Below are 26314 nucleotides of genomic sequence, written 5' to 3'. Positions count from 1 at the left end.
AGAAGGGGTGTGACCCACAACACCCGGAGGAGAGAGCGGGGCTTCAGTTCGCGGCGCGGCGCAGACCGCTCAGCAGAAGGTCGATCACCGCGTCCGCGACCGGGGCGGAGGAGTCCGCTCGTTCGGGGCGGTACCAGTCCACGATGGAGTTGACCATACCCATGGCCAGTCGGGAGGCGGTGCGGGCATCAATATCCGAGCGCAGATCGCCGTCAGCCTGGGCCTGGGCGATCAGCGCGGCGATGCGCCGGGTGATCTCACGGCGTCGGGCCAAGGCTGCGGTCTCCAGCTCGGAGTTGCCGCGGAGCCTGAGCAGCAGCGTGACATATGGCAGCGACCGAGTGAGGACATTGACCGATTCCCTGATGATCGTCTCCAGCTCCACCACTGCGGGGGTGCCCAGCGCCTCGGCCTCGGCCACCACCCGCTCCAGCTCACTGAGCGAGTGGGTCAGTGCGGCATCGAGGATCTCTTCCTTGGAATTGACGTGGTGGTAGATGGCTGACTTGGAGATACCCAGCTCTTGGGCCAGGACACCCATGGAGGTGGCCTCATACCCGCGGAGATTGAAGACCTCCACACACACCCGCACCAGAGTCTCCCGGTCGTATCCGGGGCGGCCGCGCTTGGGCGAGGTGCGTGGGCGGTGGGCACTGGCCTGGCGGCGTCGCTGCGGTGGCATGGCTCCTGCGGGCTCCCCTGAGTGGTCGCTGATCGTTCGGCTGTCAGAGTATCCCGTGGAGACCGCTCACCGGGGGCGCCGGTCGTAGATCCGGCGCAGCTTCCCGGAGGACCGAGCGAGCGTCTCGGGCTCGGCCACCCTGACCTGGCAACTGGATCCCACTTTGACTTTGATCTGGCGGCCCAGCTCCGCACCTGCGGCTTCAGCCTCCTCGCGGTCCATCTCCGGGCGACGTTCGATGTGCACGGTCATCTGGTCCATGGTGCCCGGGCGGGTGAGCTCGAGCTGGAAGTGCGGGGAGAGACCCCGGATCCCCAGTGCGATCTCCTCGATCTGGGTGGGGAAGAGGTTGACTCCGCGCAGGATGATCATGTCGTCGCTGCGGCCGGTGATGCGTCCCATGCGGCGGTGACCGGGGCGGTCGGTGCCCGGGGTGAGCCGGGTGAGGTCGTGGGTGCGGTAGCGAATCACCGGCAGAGCCTCTTTGGTCAAGGTCGTAAAGACCAACTCGCCGTGCTCACCGGTGGGCAGCACGTCCTCGGAGAGGGGGTCAATGATCTCGGGTCGGAAGTGGTCCTCCCAGATGGTCGAGCCGTCCTTGCTCGCCGCTGACTCGCCGGCCACACCGGGCCCCATCACTTCGGAGAGTCCGTAGATGTCACACGCGGTGATATTCCAGGCGGATTCGATTTCGCGGCGCATCTCCTCGGTCCACGGCTCCGCCCCGAGGACGCCGACCTCCAGGGAAGTCTCCCTCGGGTCGAGGCCCTGGCTGCGGAAGGCATCGGCCAAAGCCAGCAAGTAGGTGGGCGTGCAGAGGATGACGCGGGGCCGGAAGTCCTGGATCAGCTGAATCTGGCGCTCGGTCTGGCCTCCGGACATGGGGATGACCGTGCCGCCGAGCTTCTCAATGCCGTAATGCGCACCGAGGCCGCCGGTGAAGAGACCGTAGCCGTAGGCGTTGTGCACAATGTCGCCGGGCCGGACTCCGGAGAAGCGCAGGCAGCGGGCCAGCAGGGAGGCCCAGCGGCTGATGTCACCCTCGGTATAGCCCACCACCGTGGGTTTGCCGGTGGTGCCGGAGGAGGCGTGGATGCGCCGCACCTGATCCATCGGCACTGCAAAGGACTTGAAGGGGTAGGCGTTGCGCAGGAACTCTTTGTCCGTCAGCGGGAACTTGGCCAGATCCTCCAGGGTCTGCAGGTCAGCAGGGGTGACTCCGTGGGCGTCGTAGAGTTCACGGTATGCGCTGATGTTCTCGTAGGCGTGCGAGACAGTGGCCTGGAGGCGGGTGAGCTGAATCCGCTCGATCTCTTCCCGGCTCAGCATCTCCTCGGCATCCGGCTCTCCGGCGGCGGTGGGCTCCAGCTGGGTCGCGGTGATCGCTGCGGCCACGGCATTGGCCGCAGCGGAGCCTGCGGGGACGGTGCCGCCCTCAGGGGCGCTGGTGATGCTCATCGTGATCCACCTTCTTGCGGGAATGGAATGGTGCGGGAACGGCCGCGGAAGACCGCAACGGTCTCACCGGCACGGGTGACGACGACGTCGTAGACTCCGCTGCGGCCTGCTTGGGCGACGGGGTGGGCCTCCGCGGTGAGCACGTCTCCGACTCGCGCGGATTTCAGAAAGGTGATGTCGGCCCCGGAAGCGACCGTCACGGTCCCCTCGTCACCCTCAGGATGGTTGCACGCCATGGCGAAGCAGGTATCGGCCAGGGTGAAGATCATGCCGCCGTGGACAATGTCGAATCCGTTAGTCATTTCCGGGCGAACCGTCATCTGAATCTTGGCGTGTCCGGGGTCAGCAATGAGCACCTCTGCGCCGAGCCACTGCGTGCAACGGTCGGCGGCCAGCATGGTGTGCCGGGGTGTCTCAGGGGAGCCGGTGGCGCCGTCGAGCGTCGCGGGGGAGGCCTGATGGGCGTGGGTCATACGTGCTCCTGCTGTCACTGCTGATAATTACAGACCAATCGGTCAGTAAGTCAACCTAAGCAGTGTCACTCTGTGATGTCAAGCACATGCGGTGTCTCAGACAAAGGCTGAGACACCGGTCAGCGCCCGGCCCGCAATCAGCATATTAATGCCGTAGCTTCCCTCGTAGGTGTAGATGGCGTCGATGTCGCCGGCAATCTTGGCCACTTCGTGAGTGCTGAGTATCCCATTTCCGCCCAGCACATCGCGGGCTGTCGCTGCTGATTCGCGGGCCAACCGGGTCAAGGTGGCCTTCGCCAGGCTGGCCCGCAGCATGGTCAGGCGGCCTTCCTCCTGCAGCCGGGTCAACTCGCCCATCAGCGCCGTGGAGACTGCGAGATTGCCTGCCATGGTGGCCAGGGCAGTCTGCACCAGCTGGAAGGCGGCTAAGGGCTGCCCGAACTGCTCTCGGTTCAGCGCATAGCTGCGGGCGAGGTCGAGCAGTGCCTGCTGAGCGCCCACGGCCTGCCATCCGACCCAGGCCCGTGAGCCGCGGAGACCTTCGCTGGTGGCGGCAAAGCTGGTGGCCTTGGGCATCAGCGCCGATGCTGGGACGCTGAGGTCCAGCTCGACCTCGGCGTTCTGCATGATGCGCAGCCCCGTCTTGTGGGTGATCTTCTGTGCGTGGTAGCCCGGGGTGTCAGTGGGAACAAGGAAGCCCTTGATCTGGCCGTCAGCGGTGTCACGGGCCCAGATCACCGCCACCTCAGCGACGGTGCCGAGGCCGATCCAGCGCTTGGACCCCCGGATGTGCCACTGGTCTCCTTCCAATGTGGCGGAGGTGGCCAGTCCTCCCGCGATGTCGGAACCGTGCTCTGGTTCTGTGAGGCAGAAGGCGCCCAGGGTGGTCAGACGCTTGAGCCCGGGAAGCCACCGCTGACGCTGCTCAGTTGATCCCAGTGACTCGATGGTGCCCACAATCAGCTCATTGTGGATGCCGATAATCGCCGAGAAGGAGACATCGGCCCGAGCCAGTGCCGCGTGGGCCAGTCCCTGGAACAGCTGTGAGGAATCACCGGTGAACAGCTCGCCGAGCCCCAGTTCCCCTAGCGGCTGCAGCATGTGCAGAGGCAGTGTCTCCTGGTTCCACGGCTCGATGCTCTGGTGGCGGATGTGGGCCTGTGCATGTGCCTCGATTTGGCGCAGGCGCTCACGTTCCTCAGGGCCGAGGTGGCGCGCTAACTCGAGGAGCTCAAGGGGTTCCTCGAGCACCGACGTGTTCGTGGACTCCGGTGCCGACGTCGTGGCGTGCAGGGGGTGCATCACAGGTCTCCGTTCTCGCTCGGGACCATGGGTGAGGTCCCGAGCGATGCCGCGTTTTGGGGGTTACCAACTATAGGACTTCCAAGTATATTCGATGGTGACCAGTATCACACCTGCTGTCGCAGTCCTGGCGTGGGACACAGACTGCTGCAGCTGGCTCAGGTGTGTGGACGTGTGGTGGACCGGGTGCTCAGAGAAGTCCATAGAATGGGTTCCACCCTTCCGCCCGATAAGGAGCTCTGCAGATGCACCCCCCGATGGCCAAAGACCCGATCGCCGAGGTCCAGAAGAATTGGCGCCGGCACGGGTGGGTCTCGGCGGCGGCCCCAGCGGCAACTGTGACGGCCATCATGCGCACCCAGCAGATCCTGCTGGGCCGGGCTCAGGAGATCCTGAAGCCCTTCGATCTGACCTTTGCCCGGTATGAGGTCATTTCGCTGCTGAGCTTCTCACGCGAGAAACGCATGCCCATGAACAAAGCCAGCCGGCTGCTCCAGGTGCACCCCACCTCCATCACCAACGCAGTGGACCGGCTGGAGGCTGCGGGCCTGGTGGAGCGACAGCCTCATGACTCCGACCGCCGGGCGATACTCCTGGTCCTCACCCCGGAGGGCAAGCGGACCGCTGAGCAGGCCACCGAAGTGCTTAACGCGGAGCTTTTCGAGCAGACGGGCTTCACCCCCGAGGAGATCGAGGACTTGAACCGGATTCTCGCGAACTTCCGCGAACGCGCCGGGGACTTCACCCGCTGATCAGCAGCTTCAGCGGTGCCGCCATTCCGGGCCGCGCTTTTCCGCGAATGCGCTCATGCCCTCTGCCTGGTCCGCCAGTGCGAACAGCGAGTGAAAGAGCCGGCGCTCCAGACGCAGCCCCTGCTGCAGCGTCGTCTCGAACGAGGCTGCCACCGCCTCCTTAGCCATCTGCGCAGCTGGCTTGGACTTGGTCGCGATCAGCTCCGCGACCTCCTCAGCTGTGCTTGTGGCCTGGTCATCCGGCACCACGCGGGAGACCAGGCCGATCCGTTCAGCCTCGTCGGCGCCGATATGCCGGCCGGTGAGCACCATGTCCATGGCCTTAGCCTTGCCCACGGAGCGAGTCAGGCGCTGAGAGCCTCCCATCCCCGGGATGACGCCCAGGTTGATTTCGGGCTGCCCGAATGTGGCGCTTTCGCCAGCGACGATCACATCGGCCATCATTGCCAGTTCGCATCCGCCGCCCAGGGCATAGCCTTTGACCGCAGCCACAATCGGAGTGCGCAGCTGAGCCAGGTCCTCCCATCGGCGGAACCAGTCGGCAGCGTACATCTCGGGATAATCCTGCTGCGCCATTTCCTTGATGTCCGCACCAGCGGCGAAGGCCTTGTCCGAACCCAGGAGCAGAATCGCGCCGACCCCGGGATCGGAATCGAAGGTGACTGCCGCCGAAACCACTTCCTCCATCAGCTGCTGGTTCAGTGCGTTCAGCGCCTTGGGCCGATTGAGTTGGATTCTGCCGACTCTGCCTTCAGTGGAGACCACGATGGTCGAGGATTCGCTCATTCCTGTACTCCTTTGGGTGTCGAATTGTCACGGATAGTGTTGATGATCGCGGAGAAGTCCTTTCCCGCGCCGTCGCCGGCGGCAAAGTCCTCATAGATCGCTGCGGCCAGGCGCCCGAGTTTCGCGTCGACTCCCTGCTCATCCAGTGCGTTGGTGGCCAGCCCCAGGTCCTTGGCCATGAGAGCACCGGCGAACCCTGGGGTGTAGTCCCGGTTGGCCGGCGAGGTGGGGACCGGGCCCGGGACCGGACAGTTGGTGGTCAGTGCCCAGCATTGACCCGAGGCTCGGGAGACGACGTCGTAGAGCGCCTGGTCGCTCAGCCCCAGCTGTTCGGCCAGCACGAAGGCTTCCGCCACGGCAATCTGGGTGATGCCCAGGATCATGTTGTTGCAGATCTTCGCCGCCTGGCCCAGTCCGTTGTCTCCGCAGTGGACCACCCGTGCGCCCATGATGTCCAACAGCGGGTGCACCTGGTCAAAGACCTCGGAGTCCGCTCCGACCATGAAGGCCAGCGTGCCGGCCTCGGCGCCCACCACTCCGCCGGAGACGGGGGCATCAGCGGCCCGGAAGCCCGCCTGCTGGGCCAGCGCTGCCGCCTGCTGCGCCTCGGAGATATTGATGGTGGAGCAGTCCAAGAAGATCGTTCCCGGTTGCGCAGCGGAGAGCAGTCCGGGGGACTGCTCATAGGCGGACAGCACATGTTGACCGGAAGGCAGCATGGTGAGCACCACCTGCGCCTGCGCGACCGCGTCCAGCGGGTCGGAGACCACGTTGACGCCATTGCGGCGTGCGGCGTTCATCGCCTCGGGGACCACGTCGAAGCCCCACACCTGGACTCCGGCCTTAACGAGGTTGGCGGCCATGGGGCCGCCCATGTGTCCTAGGCCGATGAATGCGGTGCTGGGCAACGGGTGCGGATTCTCTGCTGTGGTGCTCATGAGGTGATCTCCTGGTGGGCTGCGTGGATAAGGGGGCCGTACCGGTGGGGCGGGACGCTCAGCTGCCCTCCGGCATCACGAAGCTGGCACCTTCCTTGGTCCCTGACGGCCAGCGGGTACTCACAGTCTTAGTCTTGGTGTAGAACTTCAGCCCGTCTGTGCCGTGCTGATTGAGGTCCCCGAACCCGGATCCCTTCCACCCGCCGAAGGTGTAGTAGGCGATGGGTACGGGAATCGGGACATTGACCCCCACCATTCCCACCTCAACGCGGGCAGTGAAGTCCCGGGCGGTGTCGCCGTCCCGGGTGAAGATCGCGACCCCGTTGCCGTATTCATGCTCCGTGGGAAGCCGCAGCGCCTCCTCGTAGTCAGCAGCCCTCACAATGCTCAGCACCGGCCCGAAGATCTCCTCGCGGTAGATCCGCATCTTCGGGGTGACGCGGTCGAAAAGTGTGGCACCGACCCAGAATCCGTCCGGATAGCCGTCGACTTCCACGCCGCGGCCGTCAGTGACCAGCTCTGCGCCTTCCTCCACGCCGATGCTGATGTAATCTTCGATCCGCTTCTTCGCATCGGCACCGACCACAGGTCCGAAGTCGCTGCCTGGGTCGAGCGAGGGCCCTACAGTGAGGGTGCTGATGCGTTCTACGAGCTTCTCACGCAGGGCCTCGGCCGTGGCCTCGCCCACCGGTACTGCGACAGAGATGGCCATACACCGTTCCCCGGCGGAGCCGAAGCCGGCCCCGATGAGGGCATCGGCGGCTTGGTCCAAGTCAGCATCGGGCATGATCACCATGTGGTTCTTGGCGCCGCCGAAGCATTGGGCGCGCTTGCCCTGCGCGGCCGCTGCTGCGTAGAGCGACTGTGCAATCGGTGTGGAGCCGACGAACCCGATGGCCTTGACGCGGGGGTCAGCGATGAGCGCGTCGACGGACTCCTTGTCTCCGTTGATGACGTTCAGTGTCCCCGGAGGCATCCCGGCCTCCAGCGCCAATTCCGCCAGGCGCAGTGGCACGGAGGGGTCGCGTTCGGAGGGTTTCAGGACAAAGGTGTTCCCGGCGGCCAGCGCCACACCGGCCTTCCACAGTGGGATCATGGCCGGGAAGTTGAAGGGGGTGATCCCGGCAACGACGCCCAGCGGCTGCCGCAGACTGTGCACATCGACCCCGGTGGCGACATCCTGGGAGAACTCGCCTTTGAGCAGATGCGGGGCGCCGGCACCGAACTCCACGACCTCGACGCCGCGCTGAATGTCACCCTTGGCGTCGTCGAAAGTCTTGCCGTGCTCGTTGGAAAGGGTCTCGGCGAGTTCGTCGCGGTGAGCCTGGATCAGATCGACCCATTTCAGCAGGATGCGTCCCCGCCGCTGCGGGTTCAGAGCGGACCATTCGGCAAAAGCCTCCTGCGCCGAGTCCACTGCCTGCCCGACCTCAATGCTCGTGGCCAGCGGCACATGGGCAGAGACTTCACCAAGTACGGGGTTGAAGACTTCCCGGAAGCGGCCGGAGGTGCCTCTGACATGCTCGCCGTGGATAAAATGGGACAGGTCGGGCATGTTGGGGGCTCCTTCGCGCACTGAAAGTGATCTAACTCTCATGTGCTAGCCTAGGCTCGAGTCGTTGGACGTGCAACTAATTGCTACACACAGTGAGGTGTCATGGCGGAATCAGTGATCATTGCCGGTGCACGCACCCCGATGGGAAAGCTGCTGGGCGGGTTGTCCTCCCGATCGGCAGCCCAGTTGGGCGGCGTCGCCATCCGGGGCGCCTTGGAACGCGCCGGGCTCAGCGCCGACGCGGTCGATTACGTGATCATGGGTCAGGTCATCCAGGCCGGTGCCGGTCAGAACCCCGCCCGCACCGCTGCATTGGCGGCCGGGATTCCTGCTGCCGTACCGTCCATCACCATCAATAAGGTCTGCCTCTCCGGTCTCAACGCGGTGGCCACCGCTGATCAGATGATCCGTGCTGGAGAGTGCGAGGTGCTCATCGCCGGGGGAATGGAGTCCATGTCTCAGGCTCCGCACCTGCTGCCGCAGTCCCGCACCGGCATCAAGTACGGTGACGCCACCGTCGTGGACTCCATGGGCCACGACGCTCTCTTCGATCAGGCCACGCAGCAGTCCATGGGCGCACTGACCGAGTCCTGCAACGTCGACGAGGTCAAAGTCAGCCGTGAAGAGCAGGACCAGATCGCCGCGGCCTCCCATCACCGGGCCGCCGCTGCGGCTGAGCAGGGCATCTTCGCGGAGGAGATCGTTCCGGTCAGCATCCCGCAGCGCAAAGGCGCGGATCGGGTGGTCGACACCGATGAGGGTGTCCGTCCAGACGTCACAGCGGAGGCTCTCGGCGCGCTGCGCCCGGCCTTCAGCAGGGAGGGCACGCTCACCGCCGGGTCCGCCTCCCAGATCTCCGACGGGGCGTGCGCCATGGTGATCATGTCCAAGCAGAAGGCCCAGGAGCTGGGCCTGGAGTGGATTGCCGAGATCGGTGCCCACGGCATGGTCGCAGGCCCCGACTCCAGCCTGCAGCTGCAGCCGGCCCGCGCCATCGAAGCGGCCTGCAGCAAGGCCGGTGTGGCCGCCCAAGATTTGGATCTCATCGAGATCAACGAGGCGTTCGCCGCAGTCTCGGCCGCTTCGGTGCGCCAGCTCGGCATCAATGCGGAGAAGGTCAATGTCAACGGCGGCGCGATCGCCCTGGGCCACCCGGTGGGCATGTCCGGGGCGCGCCTGGTGCTGCACCTGGCCCTCGAACTGGGACGCCGTGGCGGGGGCACGGGTGCGGCCGCACTCTGCGGCGGCGGCGGACAGGGTGACGCCCTGATTCTGCACGTGAACTCATGAGCCACGCCTGGGCCCCGGGCCTCGACCTCTCCGCCTCCAGCGCAGTCGTCACCGGTGGGGCTTCTGGCCTCGGCTACGCTACCGCCCGGGCGCTGATCAGCGCGGGCGCTGAGGTGGTGGTGGTCGACCTCCCGGATGCAGACGGCAGCGCCGACCGTGCCGAGGCGGTGGCCGCCCTCGGCGGTGCCGCGCACTTTCACCCCGGCGACGTCACCGACCCGCATACCAGCATCGAAGCGGTGACAACGGCCACGGCCAAGGCTCCGCTGCGCGTGGCTGTCAGCTGCGCCGGCGTTGCCACCCCCGGGAAATTGCTCGGACGCCGCGGCACCCTGCCGGCCGAACAGTTCATGAAGGTGATGGCGATCAACACTGGCGGCACCGTGAACCTCATGACCGCCGCCGCAGCGGCCATGCAGCACAATGAACCCGTCAACGGAGACCGGGGTGTGCTGGTCAATACTGCCTCCGTGGCAGCTTTCGACGGCCAGATCGGCCAGATCGCCTACTCTGCGTCCAAGGGCGCGGTCGCTTCCCTCACCCTCCCAGCCGCTCGCGAACTCGCCCGGCATGCCGTACGGGTGGTCACCATCGCCCCAGGTCTGTTCGAAACTCCCATGATGGCTGGTCTGCCGGAGGCGGCCCGGGAGTCCCTGCGCGCCAAGACGCTGCACCCGCCCCGGCTCGGCCAACCCGCGGACTACGCCCAGCTGGTGATGCAGATCATCGCCAATCCCATGCTCAACGGGGAGACCATCCGGCTCGACGGCGCGGTCCGCCTGGAGCCCCAGTGACTAGCATGTAGCTCATGCCTGCCGGTCGATACGCTCCCAGCCCGTCCGGCGACCTGCACGTGGGGAACCTGCGCACCGCAATGCTGGCCTGGCTGTTCGCCCGGGCCTCCGGCAGGCCGCTGCTGCTGCGTTACGAGGATCTCGACGCCGGGCGCACTGTGGAGGGATCCGCCCAGCGCCAGCGCGCCGACTTGCACGCCCTCGGGGTCACCTTCGAGGCCGAGCCGGTCTTCCAGTCGCACCGCAAAGCTGTCTACGACGACGCCGTCGCCACCCTTGCCGCACGCGGCCTCGTCTACGAGTGCTACTGCAGCAGGCGGGAGATCCAAGAGGCCACCCGGGCGCCGCACGCTCCACCGGGGGCCTACCCGGGCACCTGCCGCTCGTTGAGCGAGCAGCAGCGGAAGCGGCGTCGAACCCAGCGGCCCGGGGCGCTGCGGCTGCGCACTGATGGCTCGCGCAGCACTATTGACGACCGGCTGTTGGGTGCGGTCTCCGCGCCGGTGGACGATTTCGTGCTGGTGCGCAATGACGGTGCTGCCGCGTACAACCTGGCGGTGGTCGTCGACGACCAGCTCACCGGAGTTGACCAGGTGGTCCGGGCTGATGACCTCGCAGACTCTGCACCCCGGCAGCAGTATCTGCGCGGTCTGCTCTACGGGGACGCCGCTGCCGCGGCGGTGGAGTACGCGCATGTTCCGCTGGTGGTCAACCAGGCCGGGAGGCGCTTGGCCAAGCGTGATGGCGCAGTGACTCTGGCGCAGTTGCGGGACCAGGGTGTGACGCAGGAGCTGGTGCGCGACACCCTGTTGGCCTCGCTCCAGCTCCCGCCCGGGCCGCTGGATCAGGCGGTGCAGCACTTCGACCCCGACCGGCTGCCCCGCACCCCGTGGACGTGGCGGACGCCGGATCCGGATTGACCCCCGTGGCCGGTCCTACCTCCAGACCTCTCCTGACCCGCCCCTGTCCGCCGCTCTCCGCCGCTCTTCTCCCGGAGCGCGTCTCTGGATGTGGGAAACTGCCGCTGAATCGGCCCCCATTCCCCACATTCAGAGACGCTGTGTGCCGCGGAGAGGCCGGAGAGGCCTAAGGGGGGGCGGGAGAGGACCTGCCGGGGCCGGCGGCCGGCCTGAGGGGCCGCGGAATGCCGATGCGTCCCATATGACGGAATGTTGTGCGGCGACTTGCGCCGCCCAGGGACTTTCCGCAGACTTATGACCTAGGTCAAGAGTGCCACTGCAAAACCCCGGTTTAGTGGCCGGCAACCCTCCAGTTCGCGGTGGGGTGCCCCGGGTGAGGACCTGGCCGGACGGAACACCCCGCCCGGCAAGCGCGGACCTGACTGGACTCCAGTGCAGGTCTAGACGACCTTTGGAGTTCCATCAGTGACAGACACCAACAGCCCACCGAGATTCGAAACCCGGCAGATTCACGCAGGAGTGGAACCCGACCCAGGGTCAGGGGCCCGGGCGCTGCCCATCCAGCAGAGCACCAGTTTCGTCTTCCCCAGCACGGAGGCCGCCGCCAAACGGTTCGGGCTCGAGGAGCTCGGCCCCATCTACTCCCGGCTGACCAATCCCACCGTGGAAGCTGTGGAGAACAAGATCGCCTCGCTGGAAGGCGGCGTCGGCGCGCTCGCGGTGGGCTCCGGCCAGGCCGCTACCACACTGGCGCTGCTGAACGTCGCCCAGTCCGGAAGCCACATCGTCGCCTCGCCCTCGCTCTACGGCGGCACCCAGAACCTGTTCAAGCACACGCTGCCCAAGTTCGGCATCGAGGTCAGTTTTGTGGCCGATCCCGACGACCCGGAGTCCTGGCGGGCCGAAATCAGAGACAACACCGTGGCCTTCTTCGCCGAAAGTGTGGCCAATCCCCGCGGGGACGTGCTCGACTTCGCCGCAGTGACAGAGATCGCCCGCGAGTTCGGCGCTCCGCTGATCGTCGACAACACGCTGCCCACCCCCTACCTGCTGCGGCCGATCGAATTCGGAGCCGATGTGGTGGTCCACTCGGCAACCAAGTTCCTCGGCGGCCACGGCACGGCGATCGCCGGGGTCATCGTCGACTCCGGCAACTTCGACTACGGCTCCTACCCGGACCGTTTTCCCGGCTTCAGCCAGCCGGATGAGAGCTACCACGGGCTGGTCTTCGGCCGGGACCTCGGACCCGGTGGCCTGTTCGGGGTGAACATGTCCTACATCCTCAAGGCGCGGGTCCAGCTGCTGCGCGACATGGGCCCGGCGCTCTCACCGCACAACGCCTTCGAGATCAATCTGGGGCTCGAGACGCTGAGCCTGCGGGTGGAGCGCCACGTGGCCAACGCCGAGAGGGTCGCCCAGTACCTGGAGGAACACCCAGCGGTGCGCAGAGTGTTCTACTCGGGCCTGCCCTCCAGCCCGTGCTACGAACGCGGCAAGAAGTACCTGCCCCAGGGCGTCGGCGCGGTGCTGTCCTTTGACGTCCACGGCGGCGCTGAGGCCGGCCGGGCGCTGGTGGACGCATTGGAGCTGCACTCCCTGGTGGCGAACGTCGGTGACGTGCGCTCCCTGGCCATCCACCCCGCCTCCACCACACACCGTCAGCTCAACGAAGCCGACCAACGCGCCGCGGGCGTCAAACCCGGCCTGGTGCGGCTCTCCGTGGGGCTGGAGCACATCGACGACATCCTCGCCGACCTGGAGCAGGGTTTGGCCAAGACCGCATGAAGCAGAGAGCACAGTGACCACTATCAGCACCAGTTCCAACGGACGTTCCGCCGCCGCTGAATCGTATGCACCCACATCGCCCAGTGCGGCGCCTGCGGGGGAGTCCCACGTCCGGGACGTGGAGAATGACGGCGTGGAGAATGACTACGGGACGCGGCCTGACGGGGTGCTGAAAACGCACGACGCCGGCAGCTTCACCTTTGAAACCGGAGGTTACCTCCCGGCGGTCACCCTCGCCTACGAGACATGGGGAGAACTCAACGAAGCCGGTGACAACGCGGTGCTGGTCGCGCACGCGCTCACCGGTGACACACATGTGGCCTCCTCTGCGGCAGACCCGAGCGCCGGCTGGTGGGAGGGCCTGCTGGGCCCGGGACGGCCGATCGACACCGAGAAGTGGTTCGTGATCGCTCCGGCGATGGTCGGCGGGTGCTACGGCTCAACGGGTGCGAGCTCGCTGGACCCCGAAGGAGTCCCCTGGGGTGCCAGATTCCCTTTCGTCACGGTGCGTGACGCCGTCCATCTGGAGAAGCGTCTGCTGGACGCCCTGGGGGTCACCACCCTGCACACGGTCATCGGCGGCTCCATGGGCGGCGCGCGTGCACTGGAGTGGGCGGTGAGCTATCCCGAGTTCGTCCGAGGGTTCGCGGTCTTCGCCTGCGGTGCCGCCTCGACAGCCGAACAGATCGCCTTCGGCCAGGCCCAGGTGCTGGCCATCCGCAACGACCCCCACTTCAACGGTGGTGACTACTACGCAGGGAAGTCGCCGCAGACCGGACTGGGGATAGCCCGGCGCATTGCGCATGTGACATACCGGACTGAAGCTGAGCTGCAGCTGCGCTTCGGCCGTGCGGCCCAGGGCGAGGAAGACCCCTTCGGCGGCGCCCAGCTTGCTCAGCCGCGGCCGCGCACCGGCCGCTACCAGGTGGAGTCCTATCTGGACCACCAGGCTGCGAAACTTTCCCAGCGGTTCGACCCCAATGCCTACATCACCCTGGCCGAGGCGCTGATCAGCCACGACGTCGGCCGCGGCCGCGGGGGAGTGGAAGCCGCATTGGGCCGGGTCACCGCCACGCCGTTCCTCGCCGCAGTGGACACTGACCGGCTGTACTTCCCCGAGCAGTCCCAACAGATCGCGGACCTGATCCCCGGTGAGCACGTCGTGCACACCATCACCTCGCACATCGGCCACGATGGCTTCCTCACCTCCGCCGAGCAGTTGGGCGATCCCATGCGCGCCACGCTGGGCCTATAAGGTGAAACCCGTGACCGAAACCCTTCAGGAGCCTCAGCCCATGAACCCCACCGACACGATCGCCACCTCCGTCTGGCGCACCAAAGAGACTCCTCTGGTGCCGGGCTCGCCCCGCGGGCCGCTGCGCGGGGAGTCCGTGGCCGTCAAAGATGTGTTTGCTGTCGCCGGGGAGCCGATCGGGGCCGGCAACCCGCTGCGTCTGGCCCAGCAGCCGGCGCAGCCCCGCCATGCGGCGGCCGTTCAGGCGCTCATCACCGCCGGGGCGGACCTCACGGGCATCACCCAGGCGGACGAATTCGCCTGGTCCATGTCCGGCACCAACGCCCACTACGGGACGCCGCCGAATCCTGCAGCCCCGGGCCGAATCTCCGGCGGGTCCTCCAACGGTTCGGCCTCCGCCGTAGCGCTGGGCGAGGCGACTGTTGGGCTGGGCACTGACACCAGCGGCTCTGTTCGCGTTCCGGCGGCCTACCAGGGCTTGTGGGGGATCCGCACCACGCTGGGCCTGATCCCCACCACCGGGGTGCAGCCGCTGGCGCAGAGCTTCGATACTGTCGGCTGGTTCACCCGCACACCAGAACTGCTGTCTCGAGTGGCCCAGGCGGTCATCCCAGCTCCCAAGAAGGTCGCTCCGACCGCCCCCTCGGCCCTGGGTGGAATGGGCACCGGGTCCATCCCGGCCGTCCCGAAGGGCCCGGTGGCATGGGAGGCTGACCGCCCCCTGGGGGAGCTGCGCGTCCTACCGGACCTGTTCTCCCTGGCCGATGACGACGTCGCCGCAGCCTGCCGCCGCCTGCTGACTCAGCTGGAAGCCGGCGCAGGAGGAAGCGTGGCCATTCAGTGCCCCGGCCAGCAGGAGCTCCAGGAGTGGAGAGGAGTCTTTTCCACCATCCTGTCCCGGGAGGCTTGGGCGAACCACGGCCAGTGGGTTAGCGCGCACTGGGAGGCGATGACCCCCGAGGTCGGCGCCCGCTTCCGCGCGGCCCGCGACTACACCGACGAGGATGAAGCGGCGGCCCGCACCCGGCACTCCAGCATCCGCGAAACCATCCGTGGGTGGGTGGGAGACGGAGTGCTCGCACTTCCCTCAGCGGCCACAGTGGCCCCGCTTCTGGAATCCGCCGACGGTGCTGACAGCTTGCGCCAGCGGCATCTGCTGCTGACCATGCTGGGCTCCCTGGCCGGGCTGCCGGTGGTCAACGTGCCGACCCTCACCGACGACGGCCTGCCCACCGGGCTGAGCCTGATGGGCCCCTCCGGCAGCGACAAAGCGCTCATCGCGTACGCCGCACAGCTGGCCTAAGACCTCACCCGCCGGCAAAGGGTGGCAGCACGTCAACGACGTCGCCGGCGCGCACCTGGCCGGTGTCCACCGCGGCCCGGGTGCCGTTGATCAGGAAGCTGGACTGGTCACAGACCCGCTGCAGGCTGGGGCTCGTGCCGGAAGCTGCCGTCGAGGAGCTGGTCGCTGAGTCAGACGCTGCCGGGACGGTCTTCTGCAGCTGTGTGATCAGCTGCTGCAACGGGGCCGGGTCGTGGGGCAGCTGCAGGCCTAGCTGATGGGTTCCGGCAGCCTCGGCAGCTGCGGCGTAGAGCCGCACGGTCACCTCACCCATCTCAGCCTCCTATTGCGGACATTGAACGGTCCGGTCGTTCGAACCCGGGGAGGTCGAACCCCGGACGGTCGGTGCCGTGCGCGGCCGGTTTGGCCCACATGGCGTCCGCCCAGCGCTGGGCCACGGCCAGATCATCAGCGCCGGAACGCAGCAGGTCCATCAGGTCCACTTCTGTGCGGGAGAACAGGCAACTCATCACTCGGCCCTCTGCGGTGATCCGGGTGCGAGTGCAGGCGGCGCAGAACGGCTCGGTCACACTGGCGATGATCCCCACGGTGCCCCGAGCCTCGGCGGTGGCGGCGTCGCGCTTGTCCCAGACCGTGAACCGTTCTGCCGGGGCTCCGCCGCGTTCCTCGGCGGAGGGCCGCAGCCGGAACTGTTCGCCCAGCAGGCGGCGTGTCTCCGCGGCGGTTACGGTAGCCTCCCGCTCCCAGGTGCGGTCTGCCTCCAGCGGCATCTGCTCAATGAAACGCAGCTCATACCCCGCCTCCAGCGCCCAGCGCAACAGCTCGGGAGCCTGGTGGTCGTTGACCCCGCGGACCAGCACCGCGTTGACCTTCAGCGGAGTCAGGCCCGCCTCCGCCGCAGCCGCCACCCCGGTGAGCACCGCGTCCAGCGAATCACGCCGCGTCAGCTGAGCGAAGGTCTCGCGGTGCACCGAGTCCAGCGAGATGTTGACCCGGGTCAGCCCGGCACGCCGCAGGCCCTCCGCCCGGCGCTCCAGCCCGATCGCATTGGTGGTCAGCCCGATGGGCAGCTGCGGGTGATCGTCCCTGATGCCGGCGATGACCTCTTCCAGATCCTTGCGCACCAACGGCTCACCACCGGTGAGCCTGAGTTCACGGATCCCCAACTGCTCGACCCCGATGCGCACTAGCCGACGGATCTCCTCGGCACTGAGCAGCCGTTCTTTGGCAAGCCACGGCAGGCCCTGCGCCGGCATGCAGTAGGTGCAGCGCAGATTGCACTTATCGATCAGGGAGAGTCGGAGGTCGGTGGCCCGCCGGCCGAACCGGTCAAGCAGACCTGCCGCCGGGTCACCACCTTCGGGCGCGGCACCACGGGCCGCGGTGGGGGTCGGGAGCGCTACCCTGGGACTCATGGCTGACCAGTCTACGTCCTCGACCTCATCAGCCGCTGAGCGCGTCAGCCTCGAGGTGCATATTGCCCGGCTGCGCGAAATTCTGGGCCCAGCCCTGGCAAACCGCAGGTCAGAGACGCTTCAGCTGCACCCGCAGGTACCTCAGGGTGCGCACTCGCAGGGGTGCGCTGCAGGACGAGTCAGCGCCGCAGCAGTCACCGCGCCCGTGGCGCTGCCCGGGTTCGACAACTCTCAGATGGACGGCTTCGCGGTGCGCCTCACTGATGTCCCGGAGGCGGCAAGGCCCTTCTCGCTCCCGCTGGGCGGAGTGGCCCCCGCCGGTGCTGCCGCTGGCGAACTGCCGGCGGGTCAGTGCATGGCGGTGATGACTGGCGCGCCGATCCCTGCTGGGGCTGAGGCCGTGATCCCGGTGGAGCAGACCACTGAGGGCTTCGCGGTGCTTAACGCCCTCAGGTGCGGCGACGAGGTGTCGGTGCACTTCACTGAGACTGCCGCTGAGCAGGTGCACGCCGGGCGGTTCATCCGCCAGCGAGGCTCGGATGTCGCCGCCGGGGAGACCCTCCTGCGCGAGCAGCAGGTGCTGACCCCTGCCGCACTGGGGTTGTTGGCAGCCTGTGGGATCTCCCAGGTAGAGGTGGTCGAGCGGGTGCGCACGCTGGTGGTGGCCACCGGCCAGGAGCTGCGCCAGCCCGGCGACCCGCTGCGTACCGGGGAGCTCTATGACGCCAACACACCGCTGGTGGCTGCGGTGTGCCACGGGTTCGGCCACACCGTCCACACGGCGACCGTCGCCTCAGACGAGCCGGACGAATTTCAGTCCGCGTTTCAGGACCTGTTGGCCCGGCACCGCCCCCACCTGGTCATCACCGCCGGGGGTATCAGCGCCGGGGCTTTCGAGGTGGTACGCCAGGCGCTGTCTGCGCAGGGAGTCCGCTTCGGCGCGGTCGCCCAACAGCCTGGCGGCCCGCAGGGCTGGGGTCTGCTTCTCGGGAGCGCAGGTCCTGCGGCGATGGTGGCGCTTCCCGGGAACCCGGTCAGCTGTGCGGTGAGTTTGGAGACCCTGCTGCGGCCCGCGCTGGCCAGCCTGGACCCCGGCTGTCCCCCGCAGCGGCGAATCTGGACCACGGTGGGGGAGCCGCTGAGCTCCCCAGCGGGAACTCGTCAGTTCCGCCGCGTAGAGTTGAGCACCGGCGACGACGGCACTCCCACCGCCCTGCCCGTCGGCGGACCCAGCTCCCACCTGCTGGGTCACCTCGCCCGCGCGCAGGCCCTGCTTGAGCTGCGCGAAGACGACACTGACGTCCCTGCGGGGACCCGACGAGAGGCGATTCTGCTATGACCGAGTCTGTGCCCCCGCAGCTGACCCACGTGCAGCCCGACGGCAGCGCGCAGATGGTGGACGTTTCCGCCAAGCCGTCCACCGCGCGCACCGCACGCGCAGTCTCCACCGTGCAGACCACCGGAGAGGTGACCCAGCTGCTGGCACAGCACGGCCTGGCCAAGGGTGACGCGCTGGGCACCGCCCGGATCGCCGGCATCATGGCAGCCAAGAAGACCCCCGAGCTGGTGCCCCTGTGCCATCCGCTTCCGGTGGCCAAGGTCACTGTGGACCTCGAGCTCGATGCACCCGCACACGGAAGCGTGCGCATCACCTCAGAAGTCAAGACCACCGGCCCCACCGGAGTGGAGATGGAAGCCCTCACCGCAGCGTCGGTGGCTGCACTGACCCTCTACGACATGATCAAAGCAGTGGACCGCTCCGCAGTCATCGCCGAGACCAAAGTGCTCAGCAAATCAGGTGGCGCCTCCGGTGAATGGAGCCGCGCCTGATGAGCAAGCGCCTGATGAGCACGGTGCACGCCGAAGTCTCCGCACAGCCGCTGAGTCCCGCGCGGGCCGAGGCGGAGGTGTGGTCGCCGGAGTGCGGCGGCGTCGTCGTGTTCTCCGGCATTGTGCGCGACCACGACGGCGGCAGGTCGGTGGCGGCGCTGAACTACAGCGCTCACCCCACCGCCGAGCAGACGCTGGGGCAGGTCTGTCAGCTCATCACCGACAAGCATCCCGGGGTCCGGGTGTGGGCCAGTCACCGGATTGGACCGCTGCAGATCGGTGACCATGCGTTGGTGGCCGCCTGCGCCTCCGCGCACCGGGCTGAAGCGTTTGCCGCCTGTGCGGACCTGGTGGAGACCATCAAGGCGCAGGTGCCTATCTGGAAGGAGCAGCACTACACCGACGGCAGCAAGGACTGGGTAGGAATCGCTACGTAGGATGTCCCTATGACTGGTGACTACACAGTGGAATGGACGCGTCCGGAGACTCAACGGGAGGGCACCCCGCTGGCGGTGCTGCTGCACGGCCACGGGGCCAACGAACAAGATCTGCTCGGCATGGTGCCGGGACTTCCCAGTGAGTTCACCTACGCCTCCGTCCGCGCCCAGGTCTCCATGGGATTCAGCGCCTACACCTGGTTCGACTTGGATGTGGAGCGGCTGGCGTACTCTTCGGCTGCGGCGCGCCAGGCGGTGGACGACCTCTGGGAATGGATCGACTCGGTCCGTGGGCAGCACAGCTCGGTGACGCTCATCGGCTTCTCCATGGGTATGGCGATCGCCACCAGCCTGCTGCGGAGCAGGCCTGAGGCCTTCCAGGCCGTGGTGGGCCTCTCCGGCTTTGCGGTGGACCCGCAGCGTGGGGAGGGGATCGAGGGCTTCTTCGACGACGAGGCCCTCCGTGCCCGTCACATTCCCTTCTTCTGGGGCCGGGACCAAGCTGACCCCATCATCCCCGAGGACATGGTGGAGTACACCCACCGGTGGGCCAACTCAACAGTGGACCTGACCAAGGTGCTCTACGCCGGTGCCGGCCACGGCGTCGTCCCCCAGGAGATCTCCCATGTGGGAGAGTTCCTGCGCATGGCGGTGCTCGGCCGCCGCGTCAGTCCGCAGCGGTCACATTGAGCACAGCCTCCGGCAGGCCGTACTCCTCGCCGGAGAACTGCACCCGCTGGCCGGGCCGGATCTGCGCACCACGGCGGGTCTCCAACTCGCCGTCGACCCGCACCAGGCCCTCGGCGATCACCTCCCGGGCGATCACTCCGGTGTCGACCACGCCCGCCAGCTTCAGCAGCTGGCCCAGCCGGATCGCGCCCTCGCGGATCGGCACATCAATCGTTTCGCTCATAGTTCCATCCTTCCACGCAGCCCGGTCTACGCTTAGTGCCATGTCCTCTGAGCGCTCCTCCACCCCGCCGGCACGCTCCCCGCTGGTCTTGGCGGGCCTGCTGGGGGTGATGATCCTGGCCGGTATGGCCATCCCAGGTCAGGGCCGGGTCAACGCTGCACTGGCGGCCGAGACCGGTGACCCCTACCTTGCGGCGCTGCTGAGCTTCGCCATCGGCTTCGTGGTGATCTACGTCATCGCTTTCCTCACGCCGGCCGGGCGGCGCACCATGGCCCGGGTACGCCCGGCCATCCGCAGCGGGGCGGTGAAATGGTGGTACTTACTGGCCGGCTGCGTCGGCGGGTACTTCGTGCTCACGCAGACCCTGACCATCGGGATGATCGGCGTGGCGGTGTTCACCGTGGCGGTGGTTACCGGGCAGACCGTGGGCGGTCTGGTGTGGGACCGGGTGGGGCTGGGGCCCACCGGACGCAGACGCATCAGCCCCCTGCGCTTTGTGGGCGCCATCCTGACCGTGGTCGCGGTGACCTGGGCGGTCTCCCCGCAGCTGGCCGGGTCGGACCGGGAGCTGATCTGGCTGCTGCTGGTGATTCTGCCGTTCTCCGGAGGCTTCCTCAACGCGGGGCAGCAAGCGCTCAACGGCCGGCAGTCGGCTGCCTACCGCAGCCCCATTCCGGCAACCTTCTTCAACTTCGGTGCAGGATCAGCGCTGCTGCTGCTGGTCTGGGTCGGAAAGCTGATCGTCGCCGGCGGAGTCCCCGGACAGCTGCCCACCGCGTGGTGGTACTACATCGGCGGGCCGCTGGGGATCGTGTTCATCGCCGTCGGCGCCCTGCTGGTCACCCAGGTCGGGGTGCTGGTGGCCGCCATGGGCATGATCGCCGGGCAGCTGCTGGGGTCCCTGCTGCTGGACGTGGTGGTGCCCGCCCCCGGGTCAGTGGTGACTGTGGCCACAGTGCTGGGCACGGTGATGACTCTGGTGGCCGTCGTCGTCGCTGCACTGCCGGATCTGATGCGCGGCCGCGGCAAATGACCCCTGGACCCCTTGCAGCCGTCATCCCCGGTAAGCTGGCCTGCGTCGTCCTGACCACGCGCCCCTCAGATGCCTGAGGCCACAGTTCAACCAAGAGGAGTTCCTCCCCACCATGGCCAAAGAGTCCACGCTCGACAAAGTCACCAATCTGGCCAAGCGCCGCGGTTTTGTCTTCCAGTCGGGAGAGATCTACGGCGGCTCCCGCTCCGCCTGGGACTACGGTCCGCTGGGCACGGAGCTGAAGGAGAACATCAAGGCCGAATGGTGGCAGACGTTCGTGCGCGGACGCGGGGACATGGTGGGCCTGGACTCCGCGATCATTCTTCCGGCCGCGGTATGGGAGGCCTCCGGGCATGTGGAGACCTTCACCGACCCCCTGGTCGAGTCGCTGCACACCCACCGGCGCTACCGGGCCGATCACCTCATTGAGGCATACGAGGCCAAGCACGGCCGGCCCCCGGAGAACGGTCTGGCGGACATCCGCGACCCGGAGACCGGCCAGCCCGGGAAGTGGACCGAGCCGCAGCAGTTCTCCGGTCTGATGAAGACCTATCTGGGTCCGGTGGACAACCAGGAGGGCCTGCACTACCTGCGCCCGGAGACCGCCCAGGGGATCTTCGTCAACTTCGCCAATGTGGTCACCTCCGCCCGCCGGAAACCACCGTTCGGCATCGGGCAGATCGGCAAAGCCTTCCGCAACGAGATCACGCCCGGGAACTTCATCTTCCGCACCCGCGAGTTCGAACAGATGGAGATAGAGTACTTCGTGGCGCCGCAGGATGCCGGCGAGTGGTTCGACAAGTGGGTGGAGGCCTGCGAAGCCTGGTTCACCGACCTGGGCCTGAACCCGGAGAATCTGCGCCGGTTCGACGTCCCCGACGGCGAGCGTGCCCACTACTCGGCCAGCACCATTGACCTGGAGTACCGGTTCGGCTTCCACGGCTCGGAGTGGGGCGAGCTGATGGGCATCGCCAACCGCACCGACTATGACCTGGGCACCCACATCAAAAACTCCGGCAAGGAGCTCAGCTACTTCGACCAGGCAAGCGGGGAGCGCTACGTCCCCTACGTGATCGAACCCAGTTTTGGCCTGACCCGGTCCATGATGGCCTTCCTGGTGGATGCCTACACCGAGGACGAGGCCCCGAACACCAAGGGCGGCACCGATGTCCGTACGGTGCTGAAGCTGCACCCCAAGCTGGCGCCGGTGAAGGCGGCAGTGCTTCCGCTGTCGAAGAAGCCTGAGCTGGCCGAGCCTGCCCACCGGCTGGCGGAGACCCTGCGCCGGAACTGGAACATCGACTACGACGACGCCGGGGCCATCGGCCGCCGGTACCGCCGCCAGGACGAGATCGGCACCCCCTTCTGCATCACCGTGGACTTCGACACCCTCGAAGACCAGGCGGTTACCATCCGGGACCGGGACGCCATGACGCAGGAGCGGGTGGCGCTGGATCAGGTCCAGCGCTTCCTGGTCGACAAGCTGATGGCCTGATGTGGTGCGGCCTGGCAGGCGTGGCCTGCCAGATGTGGACGGGCCAGGTGTGGACTGGTCAGGTGTGCACTGGGAGCCGGCGTGGCGCGGCCTGGCCAGACCTGTCTCCGCCTCGGGGGCGCGCCAGCAGCGCGTTGCGCAGGCGCTGAAACGGGTCTACGCTAGCTGGCGATGTTTCCGAACGAGCCTTCGGGCCTGCCCACTCTGACTCTCGACTCGGGCCTCACCGTGCGGCCGTGGGCCGAAGGAGATGACCTCAAGCTCCTGGAAGTGTGGGGCGATCCCGAGAACCCCATGCACCACCGCGACCGCAGCCTGCTCCGGCCCTCTTCCAATGAGCCCTGGTCGCGCTGCATTGTGGCCGAAGACAACGGCATCCCCCTGGCCGCGGCCACCATCTTCCGCTCGGCGCTGCACCCGGACCGGCTCTCCTTCTACGCCGAGGTCGCGCCCGAATATCGGCGCCGGGGCATTGCGGTGCAGCTGCTGCAGATCCTCGAGGCGGAGATCCCCAACTGTGAGGTGCAGAGCCTCAAAGCTCGGTGCGCCAAGGGCTCGGCCGCCCAGTGCTTCCTGAAGGACAACGGGTTCACCAAGGTCCAGCACTCCCGGGAGGTGATCGTCCAGCCTGGGAGCCTGCCGGTGCCGGATGTGGAGAATCTGCCCATCGACCTGGAGGAGATTGCCACCGGCTCGGTGGAGCTGACCCAGTTGGTGACCGACTTCTACAACGCCGTGCACGGATGGGACCGCGCGGAGATGACCCTGGGCCGGGCTCAGCAGATGCTCCTGGCCCCGGAAGCCGGAGCCACCGGAGCGGTAGTGCTCCGCTCCACCGCCGATGAGCACCACAAACCCATCCTGGCCTTCGCGGTCAGCTACACACCCGAACGCACCGAGGACCCGGCTGATGTGCTGCTCGGTTGGGACCCGCAGTTGGGTCCGGAGCGGGCGGAGCACGCAGTCCGGCAGCTGCTGGGACTGGTGGCCGCGCGCTTCCCGGTCTCCGTGGAGGTCGACGACTCCATGGTGCCGCTGAAGCGGATCACCGATGAACTCGCAGCTGACGACGACGCCGAGATCGACTTCGAAGCCCTGATCTACGCTCGCGACGCCAGCTGAGCTGACGGGTGACCGGTCCCGCGACCGCGGCGCGCCGCCCCCCGCGTGCCGGTGCAGACTCGACCCTCGCCACAGCGCAAACCTCCGCACTGTTTCGCCTCCACCGCGGGGCATAACCTGCGGAGCAGGCGAAACAGCGCGGCGGCTTGACCAGATACGGACAATGGAGAACGTGACAGAGACGCTGAGCAACTCCCCGCGCCAGGCCCTGCTGCCGGCGCTGCAACTGGGACCGATCACCGTGGACACGCCGGTGGTGCTGGCCCCGATGGCCGGCATCACCAACACCGCCTTCCGCCGGCTCTGCCGGGAGTACGGCGGCGGACTCTACGTCAATGAGATGGTGACCGCCCGCGCTCTGGTCGAACGCCGGCCGGAATCGCTGCGCATCATCAAGCACGAGCCCGATGAGGTGCCTCGCTCCGTCCAGCTCTACTCCGTGGACCCGGTCACCACCGGGCATGCGGTGCGCATGCTGGTCGAAGAGGACCGGGCCGACCACATCGACCTCAACTTCGGCTGCCCGGTTCCCAAAGTCACCCGCAAAGGCGGCGGCTCAGCCCTGCCGTGGAAGATCCGGCTGTTCGAGTCCATCGTCGCCACCGCCGTACGCGAGGCCTCGCGGGCCAACATCCCGGTCACCGTCAAAATGCGCAAAGGGGTCGACGACGACCATCTCACCTACCGCGAAGCGGGCCGCGTCGCCCGCGATTCCGGTGTGGCTGCGGTGGCTCTGCACGGCCGCACCGCACGCCAGCACTACTCCGGTCAGGCGGACTGGGACGCGATCAAGGATCTGCGCGACACCCTGCCGGACCTGCCGGTGCTCGGCAACGGAGACATCTGGAGCGCCGAGGATGCTGTCCGGATGGTGGAACAGACCGGGGTCGACGGCGTCGTCGTCGGCCGTGGCTGCCAGGGCCGGCCATGGTTGTTCGGTGACCTGCAGGCAGCCTTCGAGGGCCGCGAGGACCGCTACCGTCCCGGCGTGGAGATGGTCTGCCGGACCCTGCTGCACCACGCCCAGATGCTGATCCCCTACTTCGACGGCGACGAGCGCAAAGCCATGCAGGACATCCGGAAGCATGTGGCCTGGTACTTCAAGGGCTACCCGGTGGGCTCCGCGCTGCGCACCCAGCTGGTCACCGTGGAGTCGCTGCAGCAGCTGCAGGACCTGCTGGGCCAGCTCGACCAGAGCCTGGGCTACCCGGGCCAGGCCGCCGAAGGCCCGCGCGGCCGCGCCGGATCACCCAAGAAAGTCCACCTCCCGCAGGACTGGCTGGCCTCTCAGGAGCTCAACGCGGACCAGCAGGAGATGATCCAGGCTGCCGAGGTGGACATCTCCGGGGGATAGGGTTGAGCTCATGAGCGTGCGGAACGTAGAGCGGATCGAGGGGAAGTATTCGGCGCTCGCCCCCGGGTACACCGAGGTCGATGAGGACCGCTGGGTTCCCGAGCACGGCAAATCGGTCTACCGCTCCAGCTTTGAACGTGACCGCGCTCGCCTGCTGCACTCCTCAGCCCTGCGCCGGCTGGGCGCCAAGACCCAGGTGGTCTCACCCAGCAGCGACGACTTCTCCCGCACCCGGCTGACCCACTCCCTGGAGGTCGCCCAGGTGGGCCGCGAACTGGGGCGCATGCTGGGCTGCGACCCGGATGTCGTCGACGCCGCCTGCCTCTCCCACGACTTGGGCCACCCCCCGTTCGGCCACCACGGCGAGAAGGTGCTCAACAGGCTCGCCGGGGACATCGGCGGGTTCGAGGGCAATGCCCAGACCTTAAGGGTGCTGTGCCGCCTGGAGACCAAACGCTTCCACCCCGACGGACGCTCAGCCGGGCTGAACCTCACCCGCGCCAGCCTGGACGCGGCAGTGAAGTACCCGTGGCGGGCGCACCAGGCACCGCTGACCGCCGAGGGCACCCGCAGCCCGAAGTTCGGCGCCTACGAGGATGATCTGGACGTCTTCACCTGGATGCGCGCCGGGGTCGCCGGGACGCGTAAGTGTATGGAGGCGCAGGTGATGGACGCCGCAGACGACATCGCCTACTCGGTGCACGATGTCGAAGACGGCATCGTCAACGGCCGCTTCCAGCTGAAGTTTCTCCAGGACAGCGTCCAGCGGGCCCGGGTCATCCAGACCGTGCAGGAGTGGTACCTCGCAGACACCCCGGAGGACCAGGTCGACGCCGCCATCTCCAGACTGGAGGCCAACGATCACTGGGTGCGGGAGTCTGACGGCTCTCGGCGCGCACTCGCGGCGCTGAAGAACATGACCTCCGAGCTCATCGGACGGTTCTGCCACGAGTTCTGGTCAGCCACCCGCACCGCACACGGAGACAAGCCGCTGGTGCGGCATGAGGCTGACCTGGTGATCCCCGATCACACCCTGGAGGAGATCGGGGTGATGAAAGGTATCGCCGCGCATTACATCATGGCCTCCCGGGAGCAGCTACCTGTGTACACCAGGCAGACCGAGGTGCTTCAAGCCCTCCACGGGCTGCTGATGGAAACCGGAGACCGGTTCCTGGAGCCGCCCTTCCAGGCGGACTTTCGTGCAGCGGCCGACGACGCCGGCAGACACCGTGCCATCATCGATCAGATCGCCTCGCTCACTGACGGGGCCTGTCTGGAGTGGTACGCCACCTTGGTCAAGGGACAGCCGGTCACCAACGCGCTCTTCGCCTGAGCCTGACTTGTTGTGGCCGGCGTCGCGCGATGCCAGGGTAGTCTAGGTGCGGTTGCCACAATGGGGTGGCGGCAATGAACGCATACTCG

The 26314-nt window shown here is 67.3% G+C and carries 26 protein-coding genes and 1 riboswitch; of the genes, 16 read left to right on the top strand and 10 right to left on the bottom strand.

All coding sequences use genetic code 11. The features are described from left to right. Window positions 1-43: 43 nt before the first annotated feature. The 4 genes from FEF27_RS03330 to FEF27_RS03315 all read right to left on the bottom strand — a co-directional run bounded on the left by FEF27_RS03330 (window position 44) and on the right by FEF27_RS03315 (window position 3915). Entirely contained in the window at window positions 44-682 is a 639-nt protein-coding gene (locus tag FEF27_RS03330) for a TetR/AcrR family transcriptional regulator (RefSeq protein ID WP_138169420.1), read from the bottom strand. A gap of 66 nt (window positions 683-748) precedes the next feature. Further along, window positions 749-2011, bottom strand: a complete 1263-nt coding sequence (locus FEF27_RS03325; RefSeq protein WP_243729058.1) for an AMP-binding protein — start codon at window positions 2009-2011, stop codon at window positions 749-751. 125 nt (window positions 2012-2136) lie between these two features. Further along, window positions 2137-2613 (bottom strand): hydroxyphenylacetyl-CoA thioesterase PaaI, encoded by a 477-nt coding sequence (gene paaI, locus FEF27_RS03320; protein ID WP_208009641.1) that lies wholly within the window; start codon window positions 2611-2613, stop codon window positions 2137-2139. A 96-nt stretch (window positions 2614-2709) separates the two neighbouring features. Beyond that, on the bottom strand, window positions 2710-3915 hold the full coding sequence (locus tag FEF27_RS03315; RefSeq protein WP_138169418.1) for an acyl-CoA dehydrogenase family protein: 1206 nt from the start codon (window positions 3913-3915) through the stop codon (window positions 2710-2712). A gap of 245 nt (window positions 3916-4160) precedes the next feature. On the opposite strand from FEF27_RS03315, the gene FEF27_RS03310 reads away from it, so the two are divergent. After that, the gene (locus tag FEF27_RS03310) at window positions 4161-4667 is read left to right on the top strand and encodes a MarR family winged helix-turn-helix transcriptional regulator (protein ID WP_138169417.1); all 507 of its coding nucleotides are present in this window, start codon (window positions 4161-4163) and stop codon (window positions 4665-4667) included. Between the two features lie 9 nt (window positions 4668-4676). On the opposite strand, the gene FEF27_RS03305 is transcribed toward FEF27_RS03310, so the two are convergent. Genes FEF27_RS03305 through FEF27_RS03295 form a run of 3 tightly spaced genes read right to left on the bottom strand, consistent with a single transcriptional unit; the run spans window position 4677 to window position 7946 of the window. Further along, window positions 4677-5453: an enoyl-CoA hydratase gene (locus tag FEF27_RS03305; RefSeq protein WP_138169416.1), complete on the bottom strand. Its 777-nt coding sequence runs from the start codon at window positions 5451-5453 to the stop codon at window positions 4677-4679. Beyond that, window positions 5450-6391, bottom strand: coding sequence for a 3-hydroxyisobutyrate dehydrogenase (gene mmsB, locus FEF27_RS03300; protein WP_208009639.1), 942 nt, complete (start codon window positions 6389-6391; stop codon window positions 5450-5452). Before mmsB ends, FEF27_RS03305 begins: the two co-directional genes overlap by 4 nt. Before the next feature lie 58 nt (window positions 6392-6449). Further along, entirely contained in the window at window positions 6450-7946 is a 1497-nt protein-coding gene (locus FEF27_RS03295; RefSeq protein ID WP_138169415.1) for a CoA-acylating methylmalonate-semialdehyde dehydrogenase, read from the bottom strand. A gap of 102 nt (window positions 7947-8048) precedes the next feature. Here FEF27_RS03295 and FEF27_RS03290 point away from each other — a divergent pair, with 102 nt between their 5' ends. The 6 genes from FEF27_RS03290 (at window position 8049) to FEF27_RS03265 (ending at window position 15293) form a co-directional block, all read left to right on the top strand. Further along, on the top strand, window positions 8049-9236 hold the full coding sequence (locus FEF27_RS03290) for an acetyl-CoA C-acyltransferase (protein ID WP_138169414.1): 1188 nt from the start codon (window positions 8049-8051) through the stop codon (window positions 9234-9236). Next, entirely contained in the window at window positions 9233-10030 is a 798-nt protein-coding gene (locus FEF27_RS03285; RefSeq protein ID WP_138169413.1) for an SDR family NAD(P)-dependent oxidoreductase, read from the top strand. Before FEF27_RS03290 ends, FEF27_RS03285 begins: the two co-directional genes overlap by 4 nt. A gap of 14 nt (window positions 10031-10044) precedes the next feature. Continuing rightward, the gene (gene gluQRS, locus FEF27_RS03280; RefSeq protein ID WP_138169412.1) at window positions 10045-10950 is read left to right on the top strand and encodes a tRNA glutamyl-Q(34) synthetase GluQRS; all 906 of its coding nucleotides are present in this window, start codon (window positions 10045-10047) and stop codon (window positions 10948-10950) included. 302 nt (window positions 10951-11252) lie between these two features. Next, window positions 11253-11369, top strand: a riboswitch (SAM riboswitch). Window positions 11370-11415: 46 nt separating this feature from the next. Next, window positions 11416-12735: an O-acetylhomoserine aminocarboxypropyltransferase/cysteine synthase family protein gene (locus FEF27_RS03275; protein ID WP_138169411.1), complete on the top strand. Its 1320-nt coding sequence runs from the start codon at window positions 11416-11418 to the stop codon at window positions 12733-12735. Window positions 12736-12868: 133 nt separating this feature from the next. Then, complete coding sequence (gene metX / locus FEF27_RS03270) at window positions 12869-13990, top strand: homoserine O-acetyltransferase MetX (RefSeq protein WP_208009661.1); 1122 nt, start codon at window positions 12869-12871, stop codon at window positions 13988-13990. 10 nt (window positions 13991-14000) lie between these two features. Beyond that, window positions 14001-15293, top strand: a complete 1293-nt coding sequence (locus tag FEF27_RS03265; RefSeq protein WP_243729001.1) for an amidase family protein — start codon at window positions 14001-14003, stop codon at window positions 15291-15293. Window positions 15294-15297: 4 nt separating this feature from the next. Here FEF27_RS03265 and FEF27_RS03260 read toward each other — a convergent pair whose 3' ends face one another. After that, window positions 15298-15606, bottom strand: a complete 309-nt coding sequence (locus tag FEF27_RS03260; protein ID WP_138169410.1) for a MoaD/ThiS family protein — start codon at window positions 15604-15606, stop codon at window positions 15298-15300. 1 nt (window position 15607) lies between these two features. Beyond that, window positions 15608-16708, bottom strand: coding sequence for a GTP 3',8-cyclase MoaA (gene moaA / locus FEF27_RS03255; protein ID WP_138169409.1), 1101 nt, complete (start codon window positions 16706-16708; stop codon window positions 15608-15610). Here moaA and FEF27_RS03250 point away from each other — a divergent pair. The 4 genes from FEF27_RS03250 to FEF27_RS03235 are packed head-to-tail and all read left to right on the top strand — an operon-like array spanning window position 16707 to window position 19665. Continuing rightward, window positions 16707-18047, top strand: coding sequence for a molybdopterin molybdotransferase MoeA (locus FEF27_RS03250; protein WP_138169408.1), 1341 nt, complete (start codon window positions 16707-16709; stop codon window positions 18045-18047). The genes moaA and FEF27_RS03250 overlap by 2 nt on opposite strands. Next, window positions 18044-18538 carry a cyclic pyranopterin monophosphate synthase MoaC gene (gene moaC / locus FEF27_RS03245; RefSeq protein ID WP_138169407.1) on the top strand — a complete coding sequence of 165 codons (495 nt, stop codon included), beginning with the start codon at window positions 18044-18046 and terminating at the stop codon, window positions 18536-18538. The genes FEF27_RS03250 and moaC overlap by 4 nt, the downstream gene beginning before the upstream one ends. Then, complete coding sequence (locus tag FEF27_RS03240; protein WP_243729000.1) at window positions 18538-18975, top strand: molybdenum cofactor biosynthesis protein MoaE; 438 nt, start codon at window positions 18538-18540, stop codon at window positions 18973-18975. Before moaC ends, FEF27_RS03240 begins: the two co-directional genes overlap by 1 nt. A gap of 9 nt (window positions 18976-18984) precedes the next feature. Then, the gene (locus FEF27_RS03235; protein WP_138169406.1) at window positions 18985-19665 is read left to right on the top strand and encodes an alpha/beta hydrolase; all 681 of its coding nucleotides are present in this window, start codon (window positions 18985-18987) and stop codon (window positions 19663-19665) included. Here FEF27_RS03235 and FEF27_RS03230 read toward each other — a convergent pair. After that, entirely contained in the window at window positions 19643-19888 is a 246-nt protein-coding gene (locus FEF27_RS03230; protein WP_138169405.1) for an RNA-binding S4 domain-containing protein, read from the bottom strand. The two genes, FEF27_RS03235 and FEF27_RS03230, sit on opposite strands and share 23 nt — an antisense overlap. 40 nt (window positions 19889-19928) lie before the next feature. On the opposite strand from FEF27_RS03230, the gene FEF27_RS03225 reads away from it, so the two are divergent. The 5 genes from FEF27_RS03225 (at window position 19929) to FEF27_RS03205 (ending at window position 26225) form a co-directional block, all read left to right on the top strand. After that, window positions 19929-20921, top strand: coding sequence for a DMT family transporter (locus FEF27_RS03225; RefSeq protein ID WP_138169404.1), 993 nt, complete (start codon window positions 19929-19931; stop codon window positions 20919-20921). 112 nt (window positions 20922-21033) lie between these two features. Then, window positions 21034-22416, top strand: a complete 1383-nt coding sequence (locus FEF27_RS03220; RefSeq protein WP_138169403.1) for a glycine--tRNA ligase — start codon at window positions 21034-21036, stop codon at window positions 22414-22416. Between the two features lie 171 nt (window positions 22417-22587). Continuing rightward, complete coding sequence (locus tag FEF27_RS03215) at window positions 22588-23538, top strand: GNAT family N-acetyltransferase (protein WP_138169402.1); 951 nt, start codon at window positions 22588-22590, stop codon at window positions 23536-23538. Between the two features lie 163 nt (window positions 23539-23701). Continuing rightward, entirely contained in the window at window positions 23702-24892 is a 1191-nt protein-coding gene (dusB, locus tag FEF27_RS03210) for a tRNA dihydrouridine synthase DusB (protein ID WP_138169401.1), read from the top strand. Between the two features lie 10 nt (window positions 24893-24902). After that, window positions 24903-26225, top strand: a complete 1323-nt coding sequence (locus FEF27_RS03205; protein WP_138169400.1) for a deoxyguanosinetriphosphate triphosphohydrolase — start codon at window positions 24903-24905, stop codon at window positions 26223-26225. Window positions 26226-26314 lie beyond the last annotated feature (89 nt).

This window comes from Nesterenkonia sphaerica (assembly GCF_005771565.1).
Taxonomy (GTDB): Bacteria; Actinomycetota; Actinomycetes; order Actinomycetales; family Micrococcaceae; genus Nesterenkonia; species Nesterenkonia sphaerica.
Note: the sequence above shows the minus strand (reverse complement) of the source record. Positions and strands in the feature narration are given on the sequence as shown.

Bases quoted from the DNA above. Each gene is read 5' to 3' on its own strand.
- FEF27_RS03330 (WP_138169420.1), bottom strand. From the start codon at position 682: ATGCCACCGCAGCGACGCCGCCAGGCCAGTGCCCACCGCCCACGCACC.
- FEF27_RS03325 (WP_243729058.1), bottom strand. From the start codon at position 2,011: ATGCTGAGCCGGGAAGAGATCGAGCGGATTCAGCTCACCCGCCTCCAG.
- paaI (WP_208009641.1), bottom strand. From the start codon at position 2,613: ATGACCCACGCCCATCAGGCCTCCCCCGCGACGCTCGACGGCGCCACC.
- FEF27_RS03315 (WP_138169418.1), bottom strand. From the start codon at position 3,915: ATGCACCCCCTGCACGCCACGACGTCGGCACCGGAGTCCACGAACACG.
- FEF27_RS03310 (WP_138169417.1), top strand. From the start codon at position 4,161: ATGCACCCCCCGATGGCCAAAGACCCGATCGCCGAGGTCCAGAAGAAT.
- FEF27_RS03305 (WP_138169416.1), bottom strand. From the start codon at position 5,453: ATGAGCGAATCCTCGACCATCGTGGTCTCCACTGAAGGCAGAGTCGGC.
- mmsB (WP_208009639.1), bottom strand. From the start codon at position 6,391: ATGAGCACCACAGCAGAGAATCCGCACCCGTTGCCCAGCACCGCATTC.
- FEF27_RS03295 (WP_138169415.1), bottom strand. From the start codon at position 7,946: ATGCCCGACCTGTCCCATTTTATCCACGGCGAGCATGTCAGAGGCACC.
- FEF27_RS03290 (WP_138169414.1), top strand. From the start codon at position 8,049: ATGGCGGAATCAGTGATCATTGCCGGTGCACGCACCCCGATGGGAAAG.
- FEF27_RS03285 (WP_138169413.1), top strand. From the start codon at position 9,233: ATGAGCCACGCCTGGGCCCCGGGCCTCGACCTCTCCGCCTCCAGCGCA.
- gluQRS (WP_138169412.1), top strand. From the start codon at position 10,045: ATGCCTGCCGGTCGATACGCTCCCAGCCCGTCCGGCGACCTGCACGTG.
- FEF27_RS03260 (WP_138169410.1), bottom strand. From the start codon at position 15,606: ATGGGTGAGGTGACCGTGCGGCTCTACGCCGCAGCTGCCGAGGCTGCC.
- FEF27_RS03250 (WP_138169408.1), top strand. From the start codon at position 16,707: ATGGCTGACCAGTCTACGTCCTCGACCTCATCAGCCGCTGAGCGCGTC.
- moaA (WP_138169409.1), bottom strand. From the start codon at position 16,708: ATGAGTCCCAGGGTAGCGCTCCCGACCCCCACCGCGGCCCGTGGTGCC.
- moaC (WP_138169407.1), top strand. From the start codon at position 18,044: ATGACCGAGTCTGTGCCCCCGCAGCTGACCCACGTGCAGCCCGACGGC.
- FEF27_RS03240 (WP_243729000.1), top strand. From the start codon at position 18,538: ATGAGCAAGCGCCTGATGAGCACGGTGCACGCCGAAGTCTCCGCACAG.
- FEF27_RS03235 (WP_138169406.1), top strand. From the start codon at position 18,985: ATGACTGGTGACTACACAGTGGAATGGACGCGTCCGGAGACTCAACGG.
- FEF27_RS03230 (WP_138169405.1), bottom strand. From the start codon at position 19,888: ATGAGCGAAACGATTGATGTGCCGATCCGCGAGGGCGCGATCCGGCTG.
- FEF27_RS03225 (WP_138169404.1), top strand. From the start codon at position 19,929: ATGTCCTCTGAGCGCTCCTCCACCCCGCCGGCACGCTCCCCGCTGGTC.
- FEF27_RS03220 (WP_138169403.1), top strand. From the start codon at position 21,034: ATGGCCAAAGAGTCCACGCTCGACAAAGTCACCAATCTGGCCAAGCGC.
- FEF27_RS03215 (WP_138169402.1), top strand. From the start codon at position 22,588: ATGTTTCCGAACGAGCCTTCGGGCCTGCCCACTCTGACTCTCGACTCG.
- dusB (WP_138169401.1), top strand. From the start codon at position 23,702: ATGGAGAACGTGACAGAGACGCTGAGCAACTCCCCGCGCCAGGCCCTG.
- FEF27_RS03205 (WP_138169400.1), top strand. From the start codon at position 24,903: ATGAGCGTGCGGAACGTAGAGCGGATCGAGGGGAAGTATTCGGCGCTC.